The sequence below is a fragment of the Neisseria sp. P0021.S005 genome (assembly GCF_051956955.1).
The window spans coordinates 1-3,843 of the sequence record NZ_JBQCWY010000277.1; the positions used below are offsets into that span (position 1 = coordinate 1).

Below are 3,843 nucleotides of genomic sequence, written 5' to 3' on the forward strand. Positions count from 1 at the left end.
CCCGGACAAGGCTCACAAAGCCTAGGCATGATGAACGGCTTTGCCGAGCAAGCCATCGTTAAAGCCACATTTGACGAAGCTTCCGCCGTATTGGGTCAAGACCTGTGGGCAATGATTAACGGCGAAGATGCCGAATTAATCGGACAAACCGTCAACACCCAGCCCATCATGCTGGCTGCCGGCATTGCCACCTACCGCGCCTACTTAGAAGCAGGCGGCAAAACCCCTTCCGTCGTTGCAGGCCACAGCCTCGGCGAATACACCGCCCTCGTCGCCGCCAGCGCATTGGATTTTGCAGACGCAGTCAAACTGGTCCGCCTGCGCGCCGAACTCATGCAATCTGCCGTACCGCAAGGCGTAGGTGCAATGGCCGCTATTTTGGGTTTGGAAGACGAACAAGTCAAAGCCATTTGTGCTGAAGCCGCACAAGGCGAAGTCGTTGAAGCCGTCAACTTCAACTCCCCCGGCCAAGTCGTGATTGCCGGCAACACCGCCGCAGTCGAACGCGCTATGGCTGCCGCCAAAGAAGCCGGAGCCAAACGCGCCCTACCGCTGCCTGTTTCCGTTCCTTCGCATTGCAGCCTCATGAAGCCCGCAGCGGAAAAACTTGCCGAAGCATTGAAAGACATCACCATCAAACAACCGCAAATCCGCGTCATCCATAACGCCGATGTTGCCTCTTACGATGATGCCGACAAAATCAAAGATGCCCTAGTACGCCAACTGTACAGCCCGGTGCGCTGGACAGAAACCGTCAACGCGCTTGTTTCCGAAGGCATCACCGAATCCGCCGAATGCGGCCCCGGCAAAGTCCTCGCAGGCCTCGCCAAACGCATTAACAAAGAAGCCGTATGCAGCGCATTGACCAATGCCGACCAAGTGGCTGCATTTATCGAAGCCCATTAAAACGTTTTCAGACGGCCTTATCCTGTCAGGCAAGGCCGTCTGAAAAATCAGCTCCACTCCAATCCGAATACATTATGAAAAAAACCATTATTCTTGCCGTTCCCTACATGTACGGACTGGATCAATGTATCGAAAAAAATCTGCGTTTTCTTGGTTTTGAGGTCATTAACCTGTGCTATGACGACCGGGATTCCTATTACCCGAACTTGGGCAGCAGACTCAAAAACCTCTATCACAAACACATCACCAAAGACGGCAACTATAAAAAATACCTCAAATACAGCCGCCACCTCGACGACATTCAGCAAAAATTGGCCTCGCTAAACGGTAAAAAAGCCGATTATGCGCTCTGTATCCGCGCCAATATTTACCCCAAAGAAATCATCGCCACCATCCGCGAATACAGCAATGTTTGCGTGAATTATCAATGGGATGGCGTAGGTCGTTTCCCAGACATTATTGAATATTTGGATTATTTTGATCAATGTTGGGTTTTCGATCCCGACGATATTCAAAAATATCCACAATGCCGTTTCAAAGCCACCACCAATTTTTACTTTGACTTTCCCGTGGCGGAATATGCCCCCACCAACAAACTCTACTTTTTGGGCGGCTACGAACTTAGACGCGAAGAACAAACCAAACGCTTTATCCAAGAAACCGAACGCCTCAATTTACCCTTGGATTTTCATATCTACTGCAAAGACGACAGGGCTGAAAAAGCCTTTGGACACAACGGCATCCGCTATCTTGACCGCAGCAGCATCCTCAGCTTTGAAGAAAACCTCAGCCAAGTGCAAAGTTGCGGTGCAGTCGTCGATTTTGCACAATTCGAACATTACGGCTTATCATTCCGTATCTTTGATGCGTTGCGTTTCGATAAAAAACTGATTACCACCAACAAACATATCTTAGAGACCGACCTATACCACCCAGACCGCGTGTTCGTATGGGACGGCGGTAGTTTAGACGCATTGCCTGAATTTTTGGCACGCCCGTATCAGCAACCTGCCCCTGAAATTAAAGCCTATTATTCATTTACACAATGGCTGAACCGCCTGCTCGGCATTGATTAACCCTATTGCCTATGGCAAATATACCTGCCTGACAAAATATTAAATTAAATACATTATGAGTAAGAAAAAAGTCATTCTCGCCATGCCGGAACTCTTCAAAATCCACGAACTCATTATTGAGAACTTGGAAAAATGCGGATTTGAAGTGCTGTCTCTGACCTATGAAGAAAAAGAGTTCAAATACAAAAATGTATTTCAACGGCTGAAAAAAATCTGGTATCGAAATATTCTTGGGCAAAAAGACTTCAAAAAACGGACCATGTTCCGCGCCGTAGAAGAACGCCTCAATACCCTGTTAAGCGAACATCCCGAACAAGCGGATTATTGCTTCATGATTTGGCTGGGGGCCTATCCGAAAGACTTCATCGCCAAGCTCAGAGCACATTCAAAATTAATGGTGTATTACAACTGGGAAGCCCTGACCTTCTTAAAAGAAGACTTCGACAACATCGAATTTTTTGACAAGTTTTACTTTTTCGATCCGTTTGACCAGGGCAAACATCCCGAATACACCGAAAAACTCTTTCCAACCACCAGCTTCTACTTTGACTGCTTCAGGCCGTCTGAAAACCCGCAAAACAAAATCTTGTTTATCGGCTCGTACGCCGCCGACCGCAACAACGACATCCGCGCATTTTGCGAAGCTGCACGTTCAATCGGTTTAGAAATAGATTTCCGCTTGGCCAGCAAGAAAATCGAAGAAGAAAAAGCGGCTTTGGGCATTCCCGAAGTCGAGTTTTTCTCCTTTGAAAACGCCCTCTCCTATCGTCAAAACTTAGAAGAAGCGGCCAAATCCTCCGTATTGGTGGATTTCCTCAACCGCAAGCACTACGGTCTCTCTTTGCGGATTTTCGAAGCGATTGGTTTGGACAAAAAACTGATTACGACCAATCCTACCATCGTACATTACGATTTTTATCACCCGAACAATATGTTCTACTGGGACGGAAGCAACCTTGAAGAACTCAAAGCCTTCCTGACCTTGCCGTATGTATCGCTTGCCCCAGGTTTGAAGCACAAATACAGCTTCAGCAACTGGATCAGCTGCGCATTTGATATTGAACCGAATATCCCTATCGGATTGCCTGAAATCGATAGAGACGTTGTGGAGAATTTAAATGTTTGATAGAGAAAAATTAGTATTAGAAACTGCTCATATCCGCAAACGAGAATTCGTTGAACAGCCGAGACATATTGTTTATGCAGCCGATCAAAACTATATCAAACACATCGGCACTGCGTTACTTTCTGTGCTGCAAAACAATACCAATCCAATACATTTTCATTTGTTAGTTAGTGGTTCAGAAGGTTATGATTTTAATATTTTCGATCAAATTGAAACATCAAATCAAAACTACGCAATAAGCGTTTACCATTTAAATACAGAATACTTTTCTACCCTGCAGACTACCCATTATTTTACTATCGCTATGTATTACCGTATGAGTATCCCTTGCTTATTAAAAGGTATTGCTCATACTGCGCTTTATTTAGATACTGATGTACTGTGCTTGGGCAACATTGATGATTTATTTGAAATCGACATTTCAAATTCTTTGATTGCTGCCGTACCTGATGCAATCTTATACAGAGCATATATAAAACAACTCAATCAATTTGGTTTTACAGATACTGAGCCTTATTTCAACTCTGGGGTCATTCTATTCAATATTGACAAATGGAATGATATGGCAATAGATAAAATTTTGTCTGAAAAAATGCAAGCCGTAGAAAAACAGAATTTTAAACTCTCCTGTCCAGACCAAGATATTTTGAATTTAGCCTGTATAGGTCATGTACACTGGCTTTCAGAAAACTTTAACTGGATACATTGGCATCAAAAATACAGTGAATTAATCGA

The 3,843-nt window shown here is 44.8% G+C and carries 4 protein-coding genes; all 4 read left to right on the forward strand.

The genetic code is table 11. From position 1 onward, the window contains the following. Window positions 1-906 (forward strand): ACP S-malonyltransferase (fabD, locus tag ACTHUE_RS12570; protein WP_440402810.1); only part of this gene is annotated, 906 nt, incomplete at its 5' end. Window positions 907-980: 74 nt separating this feature from the next. After that, window positions 981-1,982: a hypothetical protein gene (locus ACTHUE_RS12575; RefSeq protein ID WP_440361220.1), complete on the forward strand. Its 1,002-nt coding sequence runs from the start codon at window positions 981-983 to the stop codon at window positions 1,980-1,982. Between the two features lie 55 nt (window positions 1,983-2,037). Beyond that, complete coding sequence (locus ACTHUE_RS12580; RefSeq protein WP_440361209.1) at window positions 2,038-3,108, forward strand: hypothetical protein; 1,071 nt, start codon at window positions 2,038-2,040, stop codon at window positions 3,106-3,108. After that, a partial coding sequence (locus ACTHUE_RS12585) for a glycosyltransferase family 8 protein (protein WP_440423627.1) occupies window positions 3,101-3,843 on the forward strand: 743 nt, incomplete at its 3' end. The genes ACTHUE_RS12580 and ACTHUE_RS12585, both read left to right, overlap by 8 nt.

What these genes read in the sequence shown, in the direction of transcription:
- ACTHUE_RS12575 (WP_440361220.1), top strand. Translation starts at nt 981, where the DNA reads ATGAAAAAAACCATTATTCTTGCCGTTCCCTACATGTACGGACTGGAT.
- ACTHUE_RS12580 (WP_440361209.1), top strand. Translation starts at nt 2,038, where the DNA reads ATGAGTAAGAAAAAAGTCATTCTCGCCATGCCGGAACTCTTCAAAATC.